Here is a 19,234-nt window from a genome sequence, read left to right as displayed (position 1 = left end):
TTCTCGAAGACCCCGGTTTTGGAGGAAAACAAACCGGCGATGCTTTTCCAACCCCGCGCAAGCCCTGAGAATCCCCTCGCAATCCCTTGACAAAGCGGGTCCTCGCGCCGAACAAGGAGCGACCATCGACTGTCGATTTCCCCATGCGAAGACCGCTTTTTCTTAGAGCGGCACGAAGGACCAGACCCTTGACCAGCCCCACCATCGCCGCCCGCCTTCTCGATGTCATCGAACACGATATCCTGCCCTTGACGGCGCGTGGCGTCAGCCTTGGCAACAAGGTTTTCGGTGCGGCGATCCTGCGCAAATCGGACCTGTCGCTGGTGATCGCCGAGACAAATAACGAGCTGGAGAATCCGCTCTGGCATGGCGAAGTGCACACGCTGAAGCGGTTTTACGAGCTGGGCGAAAAGCCGAACACGAAGGAGCTGATTTTTCTCTCCACCCACGAACCCTGCACCATGTGCATGTCCGCCATCACCTGGGCCGGCTTCGATAATTTCTACTCCTTCTTCAGCCACGAGGATTCCCGCGACGCTTTCGCGATCCCTCACGACCTGAAAATCCTCAAGGAAGTTTTCGGACTGGAACCGGGCGGCTATCGCCGCAACAATGCCTTCTGGAATTCGTATTTCATCGCCGATCTGGTGGAGGGTGAAGACGATCCGCTGAAATCCACGCTGAAGGCGCAGACGGCCCGTATCAAGGCCGCCTATGACGATCTTTCCACCAGCTACCAGTCGTCCAAGAGCGGCAACGACATTCCATTGAACTAGAGCATTTCCGCGGGAGGTGCGTGGCGGTTTTCCGTCCGGGCGATGCGCAGAAACAAAAAACGAAGGTTTGAGACACTATGGAAGCCTCGAAGGATATTTCCCGCCTGATCGAGATCATGGAAGCCCTGCGGCAGCCGGAAACCGGTTGCCCTTGGGATGTCGTGCAGACCTTCGAGACGATCAAGCCCTATACCATCGAAGAGGCTTATGAAGTTGCCGACGCTATCGAGCGAAAGGATATGGACGATCTTTGCGAAGAACTGGGCGACCTTCTGCTGCAGGTGGTTTTCCATGCCCGCATTGCCGAAGAGATGGGCGAATTCGCCTTCGGCGATGTGGTGCAGGCCGTGACCTCGAAGATGATCCGCCGTCATCCCCATGTCTTCGCCGTATCCGACGCCGACACGCCGGACGGCGTCAAACTGCAATGGGATCGCATCAAGGCGGAAGAAAAACGCGAGCGTGCAGAGCGACGCGCGCGACGCGGTATCACCGAGGATTTCAAGGCCGGCTTTCTGGGCGGCGTACAGCGCAGCCAGCCGGCGCTGACCGAGGCCCTGAAGCTGCAGGAACAGGCAGCGCGTGCCGGTTTCGACTGGTCGAACCCCGCTCCCATTCTCGACAAGATCGAGGAGGAAATCGCCGAACTGCGTGAGGCGCTGGCGGAAGGAAAACCGGAAAAGGTTTCGGACGAGCTCGGCGATCTCATTTTTGCCCTCGTCAATATCGGCCGGCATGTCAAAGCCGATCCGGAAGATGCGCTGCGCGGTACGAACACGAAATTCCGCAGACGTTTCAATCACATCGAAACGTCGCTCAGCCAAAATGGCGAAACGCTGGAAGAAGCGAGCCTCGAGAGAATGGAAGATCTCTGGCAGGCGGCGAAACGCATCGAACGTTCGCTTGATACGGTTTCATCCTGATCGCAGGGATATGCAGTGAAGCCGGTAAGGCACAGCACTTCCACTATGACTGCCGAATGCATCTGGCATCCGCAACCGTCACCCCGGATTTAGTCCGGGGTCCAGCGCGATCAAGTCTTTGATCGCAAAAGACTCTTCTCACGGCGCAGACGCGCCGTGGCTGGATTCCGGCTCAAGGCCGGAATGACGGAGAGAGTTTGGGACAATGCAAGGAGCGCTCAGCGCTCCCAGTCCTCGCGTTCGCGGATAGTCACTTTACCAAGCTTCCGTTCCAGTTCGGCCGCTTGCGCTTCCGAAAGGCGCACATCGAGCGCGACCGATCCGTCCTCATGGTCTTCGCGACCGTCAACGATGGAATTATTGTAAATCCAGGAGATGAGCGGCAATTGCTCGACGGACAGAAGCACCGTCGTTTCCGTCAAGACACCGGAAAGACGCTTTGAAATTTCGTCCATCAGGGCATCGACGCCCTCACCCGTGATGGCCGAAACGGCGCGGATATCCGAACGGCCCTCGGCACGCTGCATGATCGCGTCGTGCGCTTCCGGCTCGAGACGGTCGACCTTGTTCCAGACCTCGATGATGCGCTTTTCCGCTTCCTTCTCGTCAATGCCGAGGTCACCGAGAATACGCAGCACATCCGCAGACTGGGCGGCATTGTCCGGATCGGACATATCGCGCACATGCAGAACGAGATCGGCTTCCAGCACCTCTTCCAGAGTGGCGCGGAAAGCGGCGACCAGATGCGTTGGAAGGTCGGAAATGAAACCGACTGTATCGGACAGGATGACGGTGCGGCCATGTGGCAGCTTCATGCGGCGCAAGGTCGGGTCGAGCGTAGCGAACAGCATATCCTCCGCCAGAACGCCGGCGCCGGTGATGCGGTTGAACAGCGTGGATTTGCCGGCATTGGTGTAACCGACCAGCGCGACGATCGGATGCGGCACCTTGCGGCGCTTCGCGCGGTGTAGCTGGCGCGTGCGCACCACCTGCTCCAGCTCGCGCTCCAGCTTCACGATGCGTTCCTGCAAAAGCCGGCGGTCGGCTTCGATCTGGGTTTCACCCGGACCGCCCATGAAGCCCGCACCGCCGCGCTGCCGTTCAAGGTGGGTCCAGCTTCGGACGAGGCGGCCCTTCTGGTAGTTCAGATGCGCAAGATCGACCTGCAGCGTGCCTTCCTTTGTGGAGGCGCGGCGACCGAAGATTTCAAGGATCAGGCCCGTGCGGTCGATGACCTTGCAATTCCACTGCTTTTCGAGATTGCGCTGCTGCACCGGGGTCAAAGGATGATCGACGATCACCAGGCCGGAATCGGTCTCGTCGAGAAGATGACCGATTTCTTCGATCTTGCCGGTTCCGAACAGCGTGGCGGGGCGCGGCTGGTTCACCGGAACGATGAGACCCTGCGTCACTTCCAGATCGATGGCGAGCGCCAGTCCTTTTGCTTCCTCAAGCTTGGCTTCGACCGAACGGCCGGGGGCAGCCGGGCCGGCAGCCGCATCGCGGGTTTCGCGCTGCTTGAGGACCGGCACGAGGACGACCGCACGCATGTCGTCGCGGCGCTTTTCCTGCTCCGGAATAATCGATTCGTTCGAGGTGTCGCGCGTTGAAATGGGTTCAGCCTTGTCCAGAAAGAGGATTGCGGCCGACCGCATCCGCGCGGGCGGCCATGGGGATTAACCTGACGGCACGGAAAATGTTCCCGGTCCGGGTCAGTCTATGTCGAATATCCGTCGAGGAAGCCCGATCAGGCGGCGCCTTCTTCGCTTTCGAACATCTGCATCGGCTGGCCGGGCATGATGGTGGAGATCGCATGCTTGTAAACAAGCTGCGAATGACCGTCACGGCGCAGAAGCACGCAGAAATTGTCGAAGGAGGTGACAACGCCCGTCAGCTTGACGCCGTTGATCAGGAAAATCGTGAGCGAAATCTTTTGCTTACGAACGGTATTGAGGAAGAGATCCTGAAGGTTTTGAGAACGTTCCGCCATGGCGCCGCTTCTTTCTTTTTTGCCGGCAGGGATACCGGAAAATAATCAATCAATAATAAGCCGGCCGAGTCTTGTCCCCCGCTTGGCCGGCCTCAAACTCTGGTATCAAATCGTGTTCCGTTCCGCAACGGTCAAAACAGCCGAATGAGTACGAGTATTGACCCACATTTTCAATTCGGGACAGTCAAAAATATTGTATCGAAACACGGAAAAGTTGTTCCACGTCGCGCACCGCATCGGCGGATGCGAACAGCACGACCCGGTCCTTCGCCTTGATTTTCGTGCTGCCATCCGGGCGGATCACCACGCCGTCGCGATAGATCGCCCCGATGCGCACACCCTCCGGCATATCGATGTCACGGAAAGACTGGCCGACCAGCGGCGACGTCTCCAGTGCTTCCGCCTCGATCACCTCCGCCGAGCCGCGCTGGACGGCATAGACTGAGCGGATACGACCCTTGCGCACGTGCTGAAGCACGCGGGAGATCGTCACGGCCCGTGGGTTGATATAGGCATCGAGCCCCAGAGAGCGGGCGACGTCGTGGAACGACGTACTGTTCAAAAGCGCCAGATTCGATTTGCAGCCGAGCTGCTTGGCAATCACCGCGGCCAGAATATTGGTCTGATCGTTATTGGTGAGCGTGACCATCAGATCGGCATCCTGAATATCGGCCTGCATCAGGATTTTCTGGTCGAGCGCCGAGCCGTGCATGACGATGGTATTGCTGAGCTGTTCTGATGCGGCAACCGCCCTGTCGCGGTCCGCCTCGATGATCTTCACCCGCGTTTTCGGCTGCATTTCCTCGATCTTGCGGGCGACGAAATGGCCGATATTGCCGGCGCCGGCAATCACGATGCGCTGCGCTTCCTGCTCCTCATGGCCGAAAAGGCTTAGGGTGCGACGGGCGTGCTGGCGCTGGCAGATGACATAGGCAAGGTCACCCACTCGCAACTGTTCCGAAGAATGCGCCACCTTGAGGATACTATCCCGGTACACGCCCACCACCGTGGCGATGAGGTCTGGAAAGAGGCTGGAGAGCTGCTGCAGCGGTGTGTTGATCACCGGGCAATCCTCCATGCATTCGATGGCCAGCATGTAGATCGTGTCGTCGGCGAAACGCACCACATCCGTTGCGCCCGGAAAGGCGATGCGCCGGAGCACCATCTTGCCGACTTCGACTTCAGGCGAAATCGTCACGTCGATGGACATGTTCTCGCGGCTGAAGAGATCGGCATATTCCGGCTTCAGATAGCTCTGGTCGCGGATGCGGGCGATCTTGGTCGGCACGCTGAACAGGGCATGCGCCACCTCGCAGGCGACGATATTGATCTCGTCATGCAAGGTCACGGCGATGATCATGTCGGCCTGGTCGGCGCCGGCCTTGGCCAGCATGTCGGGATGCGCGCCATGGCCGACATAACCGCGCACATCCAGCGTCTCGGTAATGGCGGTGATGAGCGGCGCGGCGGTATCGATCACCGATACTTCATTGTCTTCCCGCGACAATTGTTCGGCGATGCCGTAACCCACCTGCCCTGCGCCGCAAATGATGACTTTCATGCTGTCTCTCTGACGGAATAATCGGTTACGGCGAAGTGCCTTCTTTCCTTATACGCCGAGAGATTTCAGTTTGCGATGCAGTGCAGACCGTTCCATGCCGACAAATTCCGCCGTTCGCGAAATATTGCCGCCGAAGCGGTTGATCTGCGCCATCAGATAGTCGCGCTCGAACATTTCACGGGCTTCGCGCAGCGGCAGGGTCATGATGTGCTGATCGCCCTGCGCCGAAATCTTCGGCAGCATGTCGCCAATATCCGACGGCAGCATATCGGCCGAGATCGGCGCTTCACCGCCTTCTGGACGGGCGAGAATCATCAACCGCTCGATATTGTTGCGCAGCTGGCGGATATTGCCCGGCCAATCATGCGTCTGGAGAACGGCCATGGCGTCGTCGCCGATCTTGCGCGGACGGATGCCGGCCTGCTCGGAAATCTGGCGCATGAACATATCGACGAGGAAAGGAATATCCTCACGCCGTTCGGAAAGCGCCGGCACCTTCACCGGCACGACGGCGAGGCGATGATAGAGATCTTCACGGAACTGGCCTTCGGCAATCAGGCTTTCGAGGTGATGGGCGGTCGAGGAAATGATACGCACATCCACCTTCACCCGCTTGCCGCCACCAACGCGCTCGAACTGCTGATCGACTAGCACGCGCAGGATCTTGTTCTGCGTCTCGCGCGGCATTTCGCCGACTTCATCGAGATAAAGCACGCCGCGATGGGCTTCTTCCAGAGCGCCCACCTTGCGCGGTTGTCCGGGAAGGCCCTCCGTTCCGAAAAGCGCGATTTCCATGCGGTCAGGTGTGATCGTCGCGGCGTTGAGCGCCACGAAAGGTCCGCTCGCACGCGAGGACTTCTTGTGCACCATGCGCGCCACAAGTTCCTTGCCGGAACCGGAGGGGCCGAGGATCATGATGCGACTGTTGGTGGGTGCAACCCGGTCGATGGTCTGACGAAGCTGCGACACCGCAAGCGATGCGCCGACGAGTTCTACCGCGTCACCGGTACGCTTCTTGAGTTCCTGAACCTCGCGCTTCAGCTTGGAGTTTTCCAGCGCCCGCTCAGCGATCAGAATGAGGCGGTCGGCCTTGAACGGCTTCTCGATAAAGTCGAAAGCGCCGCGCTTGATGGCGTTGACGGCGGTTTCGATATTGCCGTGACCGGAAATCATGACCACCGGGATTTCGGGATGGCGGCTCTTGATCTCATCCAGCAGCGCCAGACCGTCGAGCTTAGAGCCCTGCATCCAGATATCGAGAAAGATCAGACGCGGCACGCGCTCCGAAATGGCGGCCAGCGCGCTGTCACTGTCGAACGCCATGCGGGTCTCGTGGCCCTCGTCGGAAAGAATGCCCGCTACGATTTCGCGAATGTCCGCCTCGTCATCCACGACCAGAATATCAGACGCCATATGCTGCTTCCTTGTTATTTTCGCCGCCGACCGCCTCGATATAGGGCAGCAGCACTCTGATCATGGCGCCGTGGCCGTGATCGAACTCCGGCGGGGCATCGTGGAGCTCCAGATACCCGCCATGCTCTTCGATGATTTTCTTGACGATGGCGAGGCCGAGGCCCGTGCCCTTGTCCCGCATTGTCATATAGGGTTCGAGAATGCGGTGACGGTTCTCGACGGGCAGGCCGCGGCCATTGTCGATGATGTCAGCCACGAAACGCGAATTGGCTTCGTCAAAAGCGGCGCGCACCAGAATTTTACCCGGCCGCTTTTCGCCTTCCACCGCCTCGATGGCTTCCGTCGCATTCTTGATGAGATTGCCGAAGGCCTGACCCAGCATACGGGCATCGAACATGCCCTCCAGCGGGATATCACCCAGTTCCGTCGCAAACTTCGTATCGGCGGCGCTGATTTCCCTGAGGAACGCCGCATCCTTCAGGATCGCCCGCAGATCCGACTTTTCCTTCGTCGGCTTCGGCATACGCGCAAAAGCGGAGAATTCGTCCACCATCCGGCCGATATCGCCGACCTGCCGGACGATGGTGTCCGTACACTGGTCGAAAACGGCGCGGTCGCTCTCGTCGATCTGCTTGCCGAAACGGCGCTTGATGCGCTCAGCGGAAAGCTGGATCGGCGTCAGCGGGTTCTTGATCTCATGCGCGATGCGCCGCGCCACATCCGACCATGCGGTCGAACGTTGGGCGATGACGAGATCGGTGATGTCATCGAGGGTGATAACGTAGCTGTCACGGCTGTCACGGGCGTCCTCACGGGTCACCTGCACATTGAGCGTCCGTTCCTTGCCGCGCCGCATGATGTTGATCTGCTTGCGAAAATTGCCACGTGACCAGGTATTGGCCTCGTTGACGACCTGTTCGATTTCGGGCGCTATCTCCGACAATTGCGCGCCGATAAGCTGCTCGGATGTCTGCGCCAGGAATTCTTCGCCCGACGGATTGACGATGGTGATCCTGCGGTTCTCATCGACACCGATGACGGCGGCGGTAACGCCTGACAGCACGGCCTCGATGAAGCGGCGGCGGTCGTCAATATCGTCCTTGGCCTCGATGATCTGTTCCTGCTGGCTGCGCAGTTCCGAGACCATCTTGTTGAAGGTGCGCGACAGGCGGCCAACGTCACCATCGACGGCGCGGACGGGAACCAGCACATGCATGTTGCCGGTGGCGACACTGTCTGCCGCACTGATGAGGAGACGGATCGGCCGCACGATACGGTCGGCCACCGCAATCGCCGTCCAGATGGCGGCGAGAAGCACGATCAGCGCGAAACCGAGATAGAGGATCGCAAAGGCGATTTGCAGCGGCGCGCGGCCTGCCTCCATCGCCTTGTATTCGGCGCGGTTCTCTTCCATCAGCCGCATCGCGCTCATCACCTTGGGATCGACCGCGCGCACCGTGTAAAGGAAAGTGCCGCTGATGCCTTCGAGCTTGATAATGGCGCCAACGAGGTTGGTGATACCGGGCGGTATCAGCGTCGGCTGGCCGGCGGCCGCCTTTTCAAGCGCGTCATGCGGTATGGCGGGAAGCGGTTTTTCGGTCTTGATGTCGGCCTGAGCAACGGCGTCGCCGTCCTCCTGCACCAGAAACGCGCCGAGAAGGCCGCGTCCCTTGGCCTGACGGGTCATCAGATCGACGAAGCCGGTGCGATCCAGATAAAAAAGCGCACGGTTGCGGTCGAGGTCGGTTGCCATCGACAGGGTCTGACCCTGAAGATAACCGGCATTCTCCATCATATAGGCCTGGGCGATATTGCTCGATGAATCGACGATCGACTGCGTGCGCAGCGAAAACCAGCGGTCGAGGCCTACATTCAGCGTGAGGCTGGCGAAGATGGCGACGAGCACCGCGGGCGTAATCGCCACGATGGAGAAAAGTACGACGATGCGGACATGCAGACGCGCAGCCGCCCTGCCCTTTTTACGCGCTTTCAGCAGCCGGTTGATTTCGCGCCCGATGAGGAAGATCAGGCCGATCACGAAGATCGAATTGATGACGACGGAGGCGATGACGACGTTCGATGTCGGCGCGATTGGCGTGACGCCCAGAAGCACGAACAGGGTGAGGATGGCGCAAACGAGAGCGACGCCGGCGAGCACCAGCCCCGGCAAAGCGAAAGACATCCTGCGATCGGCAACCACCATGCCCGCTGCTTCATCGGCAACGGCGTTTTCGGCGGCGGGTTTCCGCATGCACTACTCCCAATCGCTGGCCAGCCAGCACCACATTTCTGAAGTCAGGCGAGACGCGCCTCAGACCAGCGAATCTCTCTCCTTCCTAGTGTTTTTCAAGCAACACAATGTGGCGAAAGTGCAACGACAAATGCGGCCTTGTCAACATTCTCAGGTTGGGCGGGAGCTGCGATAAACGGAAACGCCAAGCTCGCGGATTTTCTTGCGCAGCGTATTGCGGTTCAGGCCGAGAAGATCGGCGGCCTTGATCTGGTTGCCGCGCGTCGCGGTCAGAGCCGCGAGAATCAGCGGATATTCGAGTTCGCGCAGAACGCGGTCGTAAAGGCCGGGCGGCGGCAGGCCATCGCCGAAACTGGCGAAATAATCCCGCATATTTTCTTCCACCGCCTGCGAAATGGTGAGCGAACCGGTGCGAACCGCCATCTTGTCGAGAGGGCTGTCGGGAACATCCGATTGCAGTTCCTGCTCGATGATCTCGCGGGTGATGACTTCCTGCGGGTAAAGCGCCATCAGGCGACGGATCAGGTTTTCCAGCTCGCGCACGTTGCCAGGCCAGGCATAGGCCTTCATGACCTCCAGCGCCTCGCTCTCGAAACGCTTGCCTTCCAGACCTTCCTTCTCGCCCTGCTGGATGAAGTGGCGAACCAGATCGGGAATATCCTCGGCGCGGTCACGCAGCGGCGGCAGGCGCAGCGGCACGACGTTCAGGCGATAATAGAGGTCTTCGCGGAAGAGACCCTGATTGATCGACTGCTTCAGGTCCTTGTTGGTGGCAGCAACGATGCGGACATCGGTGCGGATTGGCGTGCGCCCGCCGACCGTCGTATATTCGCCCTGCTGCAACACGCGCAGCAGGCGCGTCTGGGCGTCCATCGGCATGTCGCCAATTTCATCGAGGAACAGCGTGCCACCCTCAGCCTGTTCGAAACGGCCGGTAGAGCGGTTCTGTGCACCGGTGAAGGCGCCCTTCTCATGGCCGAAGAGTTCCGATTCAATGAGGTCACGCGGGATAGCGGCCATGTTGATGGCGACGAAGGGACCGTTGCGGCGCTTGCCGTAATCATGCAGCGCACGCGCCACCAGTTCCTTACCCGTACCGGATTCGCCCGTTATCATCAGCGTCAGGTCGGTCTGCATCAGGCGGGCGAGAACGCGGTAGATTTCCTGCATCGCGGCAGAGCGGCCGACGAGCGGCATGCCGTCCTGCATGTCGTCATCGAGCTTCGCCGGCTTGCGCTTCGGTTCCGACAGGGCGCGGCCGATGATGGCGATCAGTTCCGTCAAGTCGAAGGGCTTGGGCAGATAGTCGTAAGCGCCCTTTTCCGAGGCCTTGATCGCCGTCATGAAGGTGTTCTGCGCACTCATGACCAGAACCGGCAGGTCCGGGCGGGCCTTCTTGATACGTGGCAGAAGGTCAAAGGCGTTTTCATCCGGCATCACGACATCGGTCACGACAAGATCGCCCTCACCTGCCGAAACCCAGCGCCAGAGCGTTGCGGCATTGGAGGTAATGCGCACGTCATAACCGGCGCGGCTCAGCGCCTGGTTCAGCACCGTGCGGATTGCGGCATCATCATCGGCGACGAGGATCGTAGCTGTCATAGGTCATTTCCTGTCGTGTTCGGCAAAGTGCGGTCGTCGAACGCCACTTCCGGCGAGACGGGCATCAATACGCGGAAAGTCGTGCGGTGGTTCTGGCTGTCGCATTCGACAATGCCGCCATGGGCGCCGATCAGCTTGGCGACAAGCGCCAGGCCAAGGCCCGAACCATTCGTCTTGGTGGTGATGAAGGGATCGAAAAGATGCGGCAGGAGATCGGCCGGAACGCCCGGGCCATTATCATGCACGCAGAATTCGAGCGGCAGCGAGATGCGCTCGCGGCTGCCGGCAACCGAAAGCCGCATGCCGGGGCGATAGGCGGTGGTGAGGATGATCTCGCCATCCGGCTGATTGCCCACGGCTTCCGCCGCATTCTTCACCAGATTGAGAAAGACCTGCACCAGCTGGTCGCGATTGGCATAAACAGGCGGCAGCGACGGGTCGTAATTCTCCGAAATCTTGATATTGCGGGCAAAGCCGGCCTTGGCGATGGCCTTCACATGATCGAGCACGGAATGGATGTTGACCGGCACGCGATCCACCGGACGCTCGTCGGAAAACACCTCCATGCGATCGACCAGCGAGACGATGCGGTCGGTCTCGTCGCAGATCAGCCGCGTCAGCGCCCGGTCTTCATCGGCAACCGACGTCTCCAGCAGTTGGGCAGCGCCGCGAATACCGGACAGCGGGTTCTTGATCTCATGGGCGAGCATGGAGGCAAGGCCGGTGACAGAGCGTGCCGCAGCGCGATGCGTCAGCTGCCGGTCGATCTTGTCGGCCATCGACCTTTCCTGGAAGACGACCACCACCGATCCCGGTTCGCTGACAACGGGCGCAACGTAAAGATCGACCAGCTTGTCCTGACCAAGACGCGGCGAACTCAGATCGACGCGATATTCGTTGACCGGCGCGCGGCGCTCCCGCACCTGATCGATCAATGCGAGCAACGGGCTGCCGAAGGGAATGAAGGTGGAAACGCGGTAGCGCGCGAGATGGGAGGCGCTCGCCCCGAAAAAGGCTTCGGCTTCCCAATTGGCGAAGGCGATGAAACCTTCGGCATCCACCAGAATAACAGGGTTCTGCACCGCGTTCAGAACCGCCATGGCAAGCGGGTTTCCATCTGCCGGGCTGTGTTTGTCAGCGCTCATGCGGCCTTCCTTGCGGCGTCTTCGCCCGCATTTTCGCTAAGGGCGGAGCGCAGCAGATCCGCCACTTCCGCCGTGTCACGCGATGTCATGATTTCAGCCTTGTCAGTCGTGGCGATCTCTGGTGCGAAACGGTCGAGATACCAGCCAAGATGTTTGCGGGCATGCCGGAGACCGGCTTCCCTTCCATAAAATTCCAGCATCATCTCGTAATGTTCGATGGCGATGGCGGGAATATCGTCGCGGTACGGCGCTGAATGTCCGGCAAGCACAGCCGGCAGCCAGGGCTGCCCCTGCGCGCCGCGACCGACCATGACGGCATCCGCACCCGAACGGCGCAGGATTTCGCGCGCATCTTCGGCTGTTTCCACATCGCCATTGGCGATCAGCGGCACGGAAATCACCTCACGCACGGCGTGGATGGCGTCCCAATCCGCACGCCCCTCGTAAAACTGCATGCGGGTGCGGCCGTGAATGGTGATGAGCTGGACGCCTGCGGCTTCGGCACGGCGGGCGATCTCCGGCGCATTAATGGTGTTCTCATCCCAGCCGAGCCGCATCTTCAGCGTCACGGGTACGTCGACTGCATTGACCGTCGCCTCGATGAGCGAGAGTGCATGATCGGGATCGCGCATCAAAGCCGAACCGGAATAACCACCCGTCACCTTCTTGGCTGGACAGCCCATATTGATATCGATGATTCCAGCGCCGTTATCGGCCGCGATCTTCGCCGCCTCGGCCATGAAATGCGCCTCGCGTCCAGCAAGCTGCACCATATGCGGAACCATGCCGGCATTTTTCAGCCGCGCCCAGGATTCCCCGCGATTGGCGACGAGTTCGCGGCTTGCCACCATTTCCGTAACGACAAGGCCCGCGCCATAACGCCAGGCAAGCTGCCGGAACGGCAGATCCGTCACGCCCGACATGGGCGCCAGCACGGCACGATTACGGATCGTGACTGAGCCGATGCTGAACGGTTCTGACAACTCCGGAAGATGCAATTGATGATCTTTCATGCAGAAGGGTTATTTGCATTATTTTTAGACAGTGTTTGTGCAGTTGCCAAGCACTTTTAGAGGGTTGCACCTTTTATTTGCTGGGCGACTGCCTGCCTGTTTTGCTGTCGGCAGCAATTTGTGCAGGTTCGAACACGCAATGGTGGCTGATCCTGCGGCATGCAGGGGCGAATGCGCGTCATATCGGGCTGGCCATCCGGGTTTTGAAACGCTAGAGCAGGACTGTCAACCGCTAAGGGTTGCGCGCAAAGCATAAGACCAATGCAGGAAAGTACTATGAAACTCGGCATCGTCATCGTCGCCGCAGGACGCGGCGAAAGGGCAGGCTCCCCCGAGGAAGGGCCGAAACAATATCGCCCTATCGGAGGCAGGGCCGTGATCGAGCATACATTGTCGACATTCCTCGACTGGGATCATGCCTTCCCCATCGTGATCGTCAGTCATGCCGACGATGCTGCACTGCTGTCGCCAATCCTCCAGCGGCTTGATACCGGCGAGCGGATCGTTACCGTCACGGGCGGTGCGACACGCCAGCAATCGGTGCTTGCCGGGCTGGAAGCGCTCGCCTCGGAAGAGCTGACACATGTGATGATCCATGATGCCGTGCGGCCTTTCGTTCCCGTGGATATGCTGGAACGCATTGTCGCCCTGCACCGGGCCGGCGCCAGCGGCGTTCTCCCTGCCCTCTCCGTCACCGACACGCTGAAACGCGGTTCGGATGGTCGCGTCATGGAAACGGTTTCCCGGCAGGGGCTTTATGCCGCACAGACACCGCAGAGTTTCGGCTACGGCGATATTCTCGCCGCGCACCGCGCCGCTGCCGCCTCCGGAAAATCCGATTTTACCGATGATGCTTCGATTGCCGAATGGGCGGGACTGACGGTGACGTTGACCGAAGGTTCGGTCGACAATGTAAAACTCACTCTCAAGCGGGATATCGCCATGGCCGATGAAAAGCTTTCCCACGGATTGCCGGACGTGCGCACCGGCAATGGTTACGACGTGCATCAGCTGGAGGCCGGCGACGGCGTGACGCTGTGCGGCGTCTTCATCGAACACGACCAGAAACTCAAAGGTCATTCGGATGCGGATGTGGCTTTGCATGCGCTGACGGATGCGCTGCTCGCCACCTGTGGCGCGGGCGATATCGGCGATCACTTCCCGCCGTCCGATCCGCAATGGAAGGGTGCCCCCTCGCGCATCTTCCTCGAACATGCGGCCAAAGTGGTGCGCGACAATGGCGGCACGATCATGAATGCCGATGTCTCGCTGATTGCGGAAGCTCCGCGCATCGGCCCGCACCGGCAGGCCATGCGCGAAGCACTCTCGGACATGCTGGGCATCGCGCTGGAGCGCTGCTCTGTCAAGGCGACGACCAATGAGACCATCGGTTTCGTCGGCCGCCGGGAAGGCATCGCTGCAATCGCCACCGCTACCGTCGTCTACAGGGGCAGACCTTTATGAGCCTTTTTCCCGGCGACATAGAAGAGTTGGCGCGGCAGATCATTGCCGATTTCACCGCGCATGGTTTCATGGTCTCGACCGCGGAAAGCTGCACTGGCGGCCTGATCGCCGGTGCCCTGACGGAGATTGCCGGCTCCTCCGCTGTCGTTGACCGTGGTTTTGTCACCTATACCAATGAAGCCAAGATGGACATGCTGGGCGTTGGCGCCGAAACACTGGCGAATTTCGGCGCGGTATCCCGACAGACAGCGTTGCAGATGGCGCATGGCGCCCTCTTCCGTTCACGGGCGGATTTTGCGGTGGCGGTAACCGGTATTGCCGGCCCGGGTGGCGGCTCCCCCGACAAGCCGGTGGGGCTGGTGCATCTGGCCGCCAGAGCGCGCAATGGCGGTAGCCTGCATAAGGAAATGCGTTACGGAGATATCGGCCGCACCGAAATCCGGCTTGCGACGGTGAGGACCGCGCTTGAGATGCTGATAGCCCTCAATCAGACCGGGTCCGTATAAATTTTGTCGGCACGCGTTTCGAAGGCTTCTGCGAACATGCGGAAGGCCCGGTCGAACATCGACCCCATGACCGCGCCGAGCAGACGGTTCTTGAATTCGTAATCGATGAAGAAATGAATGGCTGAGCCGCCCTCGTCCGAGGCCTCGAAACGCCAGCGATTGTCGAGATATTTGAACGGGCCGTCGATATATTTCACGTCGATGGCGCGCTCGGCCGGGTTCAGCAGCACCTGCGTGGTGAAGGTTTCGCGAATGGCCTTGTAGCCCACCGTCATATCCGCCACCAGCAGCACCTTGCCATCGCGCTCCTTGCGCGAACGGACGGTGAGCGCCTCGCAAAGGGGCAGAAACTGCGGATATTTCTCCACATCGGCGACGAGGTCGTACATGCGGTCGGGCGAGTGTTTGACGTGGCGATGCGTTTCGAACTGTGGCATGAGCGGCAGTTAATCCTCGATACGCAGAAGATCAAGAAGGCGGCGAAACTGTTTTCGGCTTTTCAGCTGGAATACCGGCACATCAGGACCATAAAGCGCGAAATTCTGCTCGAAGATCGGCGTATGGCGCCGCTCGAAATTCCAGATATAGCGCAGGAATTCGATGTCTATTCTTTCAGGACACCCCTCCGCCATTTCCGGGCGGGCCTTGCCATACCCCTTGATTGCCCGGCTGACGGCGCCCCACAGGCAGAGCCAGCGCTGCATGCGCACCCACAAAACGATGTGGGATCGCGGCAGCCGTATATCGAAAGACGACGGATTGCTGCCGTCCATCAGCCAGCGCTCCTCGGTAATGATGGTGGCTATCCTCTCTCGCTGCTCGTCGCGCGGGCGCACCTGCCAGCCAGGCAGCCAGAAAACATCGCGATCCATGGAGATGTAGCGAAGTCCGAAATTGCGCGCGAGCTTCTGCGAAAGCGTCGACTTGCCGCCGCCGGAACAGCCCACGACCATGATTCGCTGCGCCCCGGCGATGATCGCAGCAGCATCTTCCACCCTGTGAAGATAGTTTGGCATTTCAGAAACCTCATCTGACTGCTGGATATTTTTCTGCCATCGCCTCGTAGCGATATCTTCGCCGCGCATGACAGTTACGGAAAATTGACTATTGTAACCCCGTCGCAGGGATTGCTATTTATTTGCGACTAATATTACACCCATTGGATGCAACGGCGCTGGAAGCTCCCGATTTCACCCAGCGTATTCATCCTTGGGTTCAGACCCGACATATAACCGCTTTGAGCCACTGAGTGAGCCGATGGACGATTTTTCCAACATCATCAACCTTCTCGAATCCGCCAAGCAACTCGCATCGATGAACGGCATGCCGGTGCTTGCCTATCTCATCGACGTCGCGAAATGCGAGGCGAGAGAGAACAAGCCGGTTCTGCGCAAGCGCAAACGCGGCGAATCGACCGCCAAGGAAGACTGTTAATTGCCGGCGCGCAGAGCCGACCGATAAAGCCGACTGGCCCAATCTTCAAGACGATGTCATAATCAAACAATGAACTGGCCGCTTTTTCGAGGCGGCCATTTCTTTGCACAATGGAAACGACAGCGTCATGACAGCCGCATCCGCCGATATCAGAACCTACAGGGAAGAAAGACCGAAGGAACGGCATGGCTTCGTTCAGATCGTTCTTCCGGTCTCCGGGCGTCTGCTGATCGATGTGGCGGGACGGCAGGACGAATTGTCGACCGGACGCGGCGTGTTCATCCATCGCGATGCACCGCACACCCAGGAAGCGACGGCAAGCAACCACTCGCTGGTGGTCGATATCGATGAAGGCGCCCTTCCCGAGCAAGTGCTCGAGAAATTCGCCCATTCGCCGTTTCTCGACATAGCACAGGATACGCGGCAATTGATCGCCTATATGCGCGGCGTCATCGGAACAGAGGGGCGACGCGACGATATTGCCGGCCTGTGGGCGCCGCTCCTGGTCGACAGCCTTGCCAATGAGAAAGCCGACATCCGCCAACGCCTGCACAGGCTCGTTGCACTTATCAGGGCGGAACCGTTCTTCCCCTGGACCATCGAGATGCTCGCCTCCTGCGTGACGATCAGCGACAGCCGCCTGCATGCGCTGTTTCTCGAAGAATTCGGCCTCCCGCCTCACCGCTGGCTGGCCGGGTTGCGCATGGACAAGGTCTGCGCATTGCTCAGCAATTCCACCCTGCCAATTGCCGAGATCGCCTTGCGGGCCGGTTTTTCCGACCAGACAGCACTGACGCGCGCCATGCGCAATGCATTGGGTGAAACGCCCGCAGCCTACCGTCGGACCTACGGGATTCATTAAAACCGCCAGCACATCCGGTCAGGAGTTTTTGTCAAGACAGCCGCAGAGGGCTGTGGCACATCGCAGGCAAATGTGAATGCGGATGTGAATGACATGAACAGAACAGGTCTCGGTGTTTTTTACGGCATGTTGGCGGGTGCGCTCTGGGGTGGGATTTTTCTCGCTCCCAAACTCGTGCCGGATTTTTCCGCCCTGCAACTGTCGACGGCGCGTTATCTCACCTATGGGCTGATTTCCCTCATCATCATCGGACCGCGCCTGAAACGCGTGTCGACCCATTTTGGCGCGCGGGAATGGATAGCGCTCGGCTGGCTGAGCATGATCGGCAACATCGCCTATTATGTCTTCATATCGACGGCGGTGAAGCTGAGCGGGGTCGCCTTCACCTCCATTATCATCGGTTTCCTGCCGGTCGCCGTCACCATCATCGGCAGCCGCGATCACGGCGCGGTGTCGCTGAAGCGGCTGTGGCCGTCGCTCGCCTTCGGCGCGATGGGGATTATCGGCATTTCCTGGCAGTCGCTGACGGAAAACGATGCGGGGCTCGATGTCTCTCGCGTCATCGGGCTTGCCTGTGCGCTCGGTGCGCTGGCGTCATGGACGGCCTTTGCCGTGGGTAATGCCCGCTGGCTCTCCCGTCTTCATGATGTCAGCGCCGATGACTGGAACATGATGACCGGTGTCGTAACCGGCGGGCTTGCGCTGCTGCTTGCCATCCCAGCCTTTGGCTTTGGCGGCGAAAGCCATAGTTCAGGCGACTGGCTGCATTTTGTGGCTGTTGCAGCCGGGCTTGGTTTCACCGCTTCCATTCTCGGCAATGCCTTATGGAACCGCATGAGCCGCCTTCTGCCGCTCACCATGGTCGGGCAGATGATCCTGTTCGAAACGCTGTTTGCGCTGCTTTACGGTTTTTTATGGGAAGGGCGCGGGCCGACCATTGTCGAGATCGTGGCGATCTGTTCGGTGGTGCTGAGCGTGATCTTGTGCATGCGGGCGCATAGGCCGGAGAAGGTTGTGGTGTGATGGGTTGAAGGCTGGGAACAGGCGGCGGAGCCATTTCACAAGCCTCGCCTCCCACTCGCGTCATCCTCGGGCCTGTCCCGAGGATCCAATCACGTATCGTACAATCGATAGGTTGCAGATGCTCGGGACAAGCCCGAGCATGACGGTAGAGAGAGCGTATATCGCCCGATGCAGCAACCTATGTTGCCGAACCTTTGTCCCTTACTCAGCAGCTGCCAGCAGCTTGTTCTCGCGGGCCGCACGCAGGCGTTCGAAATCGTCGCCGGCATGGTGCGAGGAGCGGGTCAGCGGGCTGGAAGACACCATCAGGAAGCCCTTGGTATAAGCCACGGTCTCGTAGGACTTGAACTCTTCCGGCGTCACGAAGGCCTCGACCTTGTGGTGCTTGCGGGTCGGCTGCAGATATTGGCCGATGGTCAGGAAGTCCACATCGGCGCTGCGCAGGTCGTCCATCAGCTGCAACACTTCGTTGCGCTCTTCGCCGAGGCCGACCATGATGCCCGACTTGGTGAACATGGTGGGATCGAGTTCCTTCACCCGCTGCAGAAGGCGCACAGAGTGGAAATAGCGCGCGCCGGGGCGAACCGTGAGGTAATTGCCCGGCACGGTTTCCATATTGTGGTTGAAGACATCGGGCTTGGCGGCGACGACCCGTTCCAGCGCGCCGGGCTTCTTCAGGAAGTCGGGGGTGAGGATTTCGATGGTCGTCGTCGGAGACGCAGCACGGATCGCCCAGATGACCTTCTCGAAATGTTCAGCGCCGCCATCGGCGAGATCGTCGCGGTCGACCGAGGTGATGACGACGTGGGAAAGGCCCATCTGCTTGACGGCCTTGGCGACATTCTCGGGCTCGGCCATATCCAGCGGATTGGGCTTGCCGGTCGCGACGTTGCAGAAAGCGCAGGCGCGGGTGCAGATTTCACCCATGATCATGAAGGTCGCGTGTTTCTTGTCCCAGCATTCGCCGATATTCGGACAGCCGGCTTCCTCGCACACCGTCACCAGCTTGTGCGAACGCACCAGTTCACGCGTCTCGTGATAGCCCTTGGAGGTCGGCGCCTTGACGCGGATCCATTCCGGCTTGCGCATGACCTCGGTATCGGGCTTGTGCGCCTTTTCCGGGTGGCGAATGCGCTTTTCGTCGGACGACGTCCTGTCGAGAATAGTGACCATTAAAAACCTGCTTCCATCGCCCCTGGCGACCTAAACATCTGTTGGCCCGATGCTTTAGAACAATTCCAGAAAAAGCGTAAGCCCCTTCCGGCCACGAA

At 59.7% G+C, this 19,234-nt stretch carries 18 protein-coding genes; 7 read left to right on the top strand and 11 right to left on the bottom strand.

Annotated elements, in window-relative coordinates:
- Window positions 1-188 precede the first annotated feature (188 nt).
- On the top strand, window positions 189-776 hold the full coding sequence (locus ACQZ5N_RS02070; RefSeq protein ID WP_448731926.1) for a deaminase: 588 nt from the start codon (window positions 189-191) through the stop codon (window positions 774-776).
- A 77-nt stretch (window positions 777-853) separates the two neighbouring features.
- Window positions 854-1,699: a nucleoside triphosphate pyrophosphohydrolase gene (gene mazG / locus ACQZ5N_RS02065; protein ID WP_448731925.1), complete on the top strand. Its 846-nt coding sequence runs from the start codon at window positions 854-856 to the stop codon at window positions 1,697-1,699.
- A 218-nt stretch (window positions 1,700-1,917) separates the two neighbouring features.
- Here mazG and hflX read toward each other — a convergent pair whose 3' ends face one another.
- The 8 genes from hflX to dusB all read right to left on the bottom strand — a co-directional run bounded on the left by hflX (window position 1,918) and on the right by dusB (window position 12,674).
- Complete coding sequence (gene hflX, locus ACQZ5N_RS02060) at window positions 1,918-3,354, bottom strand: GTPase HflX (RefSeq protein ID WP_448731924.1); 1,437 nt, start codon at window positions 3,352-3,354, stop codon at window positions 1,918-1,920.
- A 92-nt stretch (window positions 3,355-3,446) separates the two neighbouring features.
- Window positions 3,447-3,689 carry an RNA chaperone Hfq gene (hfq, locus tag ACQZ5N_RS02055; protein ID WP_003496145.1) on the bottom strand — a complete coding sequence of 81 codons (243 nt, stop codon included), beginning with the start codon at window positions 3,687-3,689 and terminating at the stop codon, window positions 3,447-3,449.
- Between the two features lie 184 nt (window positions 3,690-3,873).
- On the bottom strand, window positions 3,874-5,250 hold the full coding sequence (gene trkA, locus ACQZ5N_RS02050; protein WP_448731923.1) for a Trk system potassium transporter TrkA: 1,377 nt from the start codon (window positions 5,248-5,250) through the stop codon (window positions 3,874-3,876).
- A 48-nt stretch (window positions 5,251-5,298) separates the two neighbouring features.
- Complete coding sequence (gene ntrX, locus ACQZ5N_RS02045) at window positions 5,299-6,663, bottom strand: nitrogen assimilation response regulator NtrX (RefSeq protein ID WP_003521348.1); 1,365 nt, start codon at window positions 6,661-6,663, stop codon at window positions 5,299-5,301.
- Window positions 6,653-8,914, bottom strand: a complete 2,262-nt coding sequence (locus ACQZ5N_RS02040) for a sensor histidine kinase NtrY-like (protein ID WP_003521349.1) — start codon at window positions 8,912-8,914, stop codon at window positions 6,653-6,655. The genes ntrX and ACQZ5N_RS02040 overlap by 11 nt, the downstream gene beginning before the upstream one ends.
- Before the next feature lie 150 nt (window positions 8,915-9,064).
- Complete coding sequence (gene ntrC, locus ACQZ5N_RS02035) at window positions 9,065-10,516, bottom strand: nitrogen regulation protein NR(I) (protein ID WP_003521350.1); 1,452 nt, start codon at window positions 10,514-10,516, stop codon at window positions 9,065-9,067.
- Complete coding sequence (locus ACQZ5N_RS02030) at window positions 10,513-11,661, bottom strand: two-component system sensor histidine kinase NtrB (protein WP_448731922.1); 1,149 nt, start codon at window positions 11,659-11,661, stop codon at window positions 10,513-10,515. The genes ntrC and ACQZ5N_RS02030 overlap by 4 nt, the downstream gene beginning before the upstream one ends.
- On the bottom strand, window positions 11,658-12,674 hold the full coding sequence (dusB, locus tag ACQZ5N_RS02025) for a tRNA dihydrouridine synthase DusB (RefSeq protein WP_448731921.1): 1,017 nt from the start codon (window positions 12,672-12,674) through the stop codon (window positions 11,658-11,660). The genes ACQZ5N_RS02030 and dusB overlap by 4 nt, the downstream gene beginning before the upstream one ends.
- A 276-nt stretch (window positions 12,675-12,950) precedes the next feature.
- Here dusB and ACQZ5N_RS02020 point away from each other — a divergent pair, with 276 nt between their 5' ends.
- Complete coding sequence (locus tag ACQZ5N_RS02020; protein WP_448731920.1) at window positions 12,951-14,138, top strand: bifunctional 2-C-methyl-D-erythritol 4-phosphate cytidylyltransferase/2-C-methyl-D-erythritol 2,4-cyclodiphosphate synthase; 1,188 nt, start codon at window positions 12,951-12,953, stop codon at window positions 14,136-14,138.
- Window positions 14,135-14,644, top strand: coding sequence for a CinA family protein (locus ACQZ5N_RS02015; RefSeq protein ID WP_448731919.1), 510 nt, complete (start codon window positions 14,135-14,137; stop codon window positions 14,642-14,644). Before ACQZ5N_RS02020 ends, ACQZ5N_RS02015 begins: the two co-directional genes overlap by 4 nt.
- Here the strand turns inward: ACQZ5N_RS02015 and ACQZ5N_RS02010 are convergent.
- Together ACQZ5N_RS02010 and ACQZ5N_RS02005 are read right to left on the bottom strand one after the other, a co-directional pair.
- Window positions 14,626-15,081, bottom strand: coding sequence for a type II toxin-antitoxin system RatA family toxin (locus ACQZ5N_RS02010; RefSeq protein WP_269830882.1), 456 nt, complete (start codon window positions 15,079-15,081; stop codon window positions 14,626-14,628). The genes ACQZ5N_RS02015 and ACQZ5N_RS02010 overlap by 19 nt on opposite strands.
- 9 nt (window positions 15,082-15,090) lie before the next feature.
- Window positions 15,091-15,660 carry an AAA family ATPase gene (locus ACQZ5N_RS02005; RefSeq protein ID WP_448731918.1) on the bottom strand — a complete coding sequence of 190 codons (570 nt, stop codon included), beginning with the start codon at window positions 15,658-15,660 and terminating at the stop codon, window positions 15,091-15,093.
- Between the two features lie 241 nt (window positions 15,661-15,901).
- Between ACQZ5N_RS02005 and ACQZ5N_RS02000 the strand changes: the two genes are divergently transcribed.
- From ACQZ5N_RS02000 to ACQZ5N_RS01990, 3 genes are all read left to right on the top strand, one after another.
- Window positions 15,902-16,078, top strand: a complete 177-nt coding sequence (locus tag ACQZ5N_RS02000) for a hypothetical protein (protein ID WP_003496171.1) — start codon at window positions 15,902-15,904, stop codon at window positions 16,076-16,078.
- A gap of 127 nt (window positions 16,079-16,205) precedes the next feature.
- Window positions 16,206-16,940, top strand: a complete 735-nt coding sequence (locus ACQZ5N_RS01995) for an AraC family transcriptional regulator (protein WP_448731917.1) — start codon at window positions 16,206-16,208, stop codon at window positions 16,938-16,940.
- 93 nt (window positions 16,941-17,033) lie between these two features.
- On the top strand, window positions 17,034-17,963 hold the full coding sequence (locus ACQZ5N_RS01990) for a DMT family transporter (RefSeq protein WP_448731916.1): 930 nt from the start codon (window positions 17,034-17,036) through the stop codon (window positions 17,961-17,963).
- A 201-nt stretch (window positions 17,964-18,164) separates the two neighbouring features.
- On the opposite strand, the gene lipA is transcribed toward ACQZ5N_RS01990, so the two are convergent.
- Entirely contained in the window at window positions 18,165-19,136 is a 972-nt protein-coding gene (gene lipA, locus ACQZ5N_RS01985) for a lipoyl synthase (RefSeq protein WP_448731915.1), read from the bottom strand.
- Window positions 19,137-19,234 lie beyond the last annotated feature (98 nt).

It is taken from the genome of Agrobacterium sp. 22-221-1 (genome assembly GCF_053522445.1).
This window is presented reverse-complemented; position numbering and strand designations above follow the sequence as displayed.

Bases quoted from the DNA above. Each gene is read 5' to 3' on its own strand.
- trkA (WP_448731923.1), bottom strand. From the start codon at position 5,250: ATGAAAGTCATCATTTGCGGCGCAGGGCAGGTGGGTTACGGCATCGCC.
- ACQZ5N_RS02000 (WP_003496171.1), top strand. From the start codon at position 15,902: ATGGACGATTTTTCCAACATCATCAACCTTCTCGAATCCGCCAAGCAA.
- ACQZ5N_RS02020 (WP_448731920.1), top strand. From the start codon at position 12,951: ATGAAACTCGGCATCGTCATCGTCGCCGCAGGACGCGGCGAAAGGGCA.
- ntrX (WP_003521348.1), bottom strand. From the start codon at position 6,663: ATGGCGTCTGATATTCTGGTCGTGGATGACGAGGCGGACATTCGCGAA.
- ACQZ5N_RS01990 (WP_448731916.1), top strand. From the start codon at position 17,034: ATGAACAGAACAGGTCTCGGTGTTTTTTACGGCATGTTGGCGGGTGCG.
- ACQZ5N_RS02030 (WP_448731922.1), bottom strand. From the start codon at position 11,661: ATGAGCGCTGACAAACACAGCCCGGCAGATGGAAACCCGCTTGCCATG.
- hfq (WP_003496145.1), bottom strand. From the start codon at position 3,689: ATGGCGGAACGTTCTCAAAACCTTCAGGATCTCTTCCTCAATACCGTT.
- ACQZ5N_RS02005 (WP_448731918.1), bottom strand. From the start codon at position 15,660: ATGCCAAACTATCTTCACAGGGTGGAAGATGCTGCTGCGATCATCGCC.
- ACQZ5N_RS01995 (WP_448731917.1), top strand. From the start codon at position 16,206: ATGACAGCCGCATCCGCCGATATCAGAACCTACAGGGAAGAAAGACCG.
- dusB (WP_448731921.1), bottom strand. From the start codon at position 12,674: ATGAAAGATCATCAATTGCATCTTCCGGAGTTGTCAGAACCGTTCAGC.
- lipA (WP_448731915.1), bottom strand. From the start codon at position 19,136: ATGGTCACTATTCTCGACAGGACGTCGTCCGACGAAAAGCGCATTCGC.
- ACQZ5N_RS02015 (WP_448731919.1), top strand. From the start codon at position 14,135: ATGAGCCTTTTTCCCGGCGACATAGAAGAGTTGGCGCGGCAGATCATT.
- mazG (WP_448731925.1), top strand. From the start codon at position 854: ATGGAAGCCTCGAAGGATATTTCCCGCCTGATCGAGATCATGGAAGCC.
- hflX (WP_448731924.1), bottom strand. From the start codon at position 3,354: ATGCGGTCGGCCGCAATCCTCTTTCTGGACAAGGCTGAACCCATTTCA.
- ACQZ5N_RS02040 (WP_003521349.1), bottom strand. From the start codon at position 8,914: ATGCGGAAACCCGCCGCCGAAAACGCCGTTGCCGATGAAGCAGCGGGC.
- ntrC (WP_003521350.1), bottom strand. From the start codon at position 10,516: ATGACAGCTACGATCCTCGTCGCCGATGATGATGCCGCAATCCGCACG.
- ACQZ5N_RS02010 (WP_269830882.1), bottom strand. From the start codon at position 15,081: ATGCCACAGTTCGAAACGCATCGCCACGTCAAACACTCGCCCGACCGC.